We start from the raw sequence: 339 nt of genomic DNA on the forward strand, positions 1-339 counted from the left end.
GGGAGCATCAACTCCCTGACGTATATAGATCTTTGAAGTGCCGCAGCTTTTGGCCTTTGAAGTAGTACGTCTTTTTTTGTGGCTTACAAGGGCCTATAGCTCAGTTGGTTAGAGCGCACGCCTGATAAGCGTGAGGTCGGCTGTTCGAGTCAGCCTAGGCCCACCACTAAATATTACCCGTATGGGGCTGTAGCTCAGTTGGGAGAGCGCCTGCCTTGCAAGCAGGAGGTCATCGGTTCGATCCCGTTCAGCTCCACCATTTTCCAAAAATTAATGCTTGAATGTGATCAAGAAGACGTGCTACATTATTCTTCGTCACTTTTGAGAAATAGCCAAATT

At 47.8% G+C, this 339-nt stretch carries 2 tRNA genes; both read left to right on the plus strand.

The annotated features are described in order from the left end of the window. The first annotated feature begins 89 nt into the window (after positions 1-89). A tRNA-Ile gene (locus HP570_RS29315) sits at positions 90-166 on the plus strand. 17 nt (positions 167-183) lie between these two features. Further along, positions 184-259, plus strand: a tRNA-Ala gene (locus tag HP570_RS29320). Positions 260-339: the final 80 nt, after the last annotated feature.

Origin of the sequence: Brevibacillus sp. RS1.1 (assembly GCF_013284365.1) — a bacterium.
Lineage (GTDB): Bacteria > Bacillota > Bacilli > Brevibacillales > Brevibacillaceae > Brevibacillus > Brevibacillus brevis_D.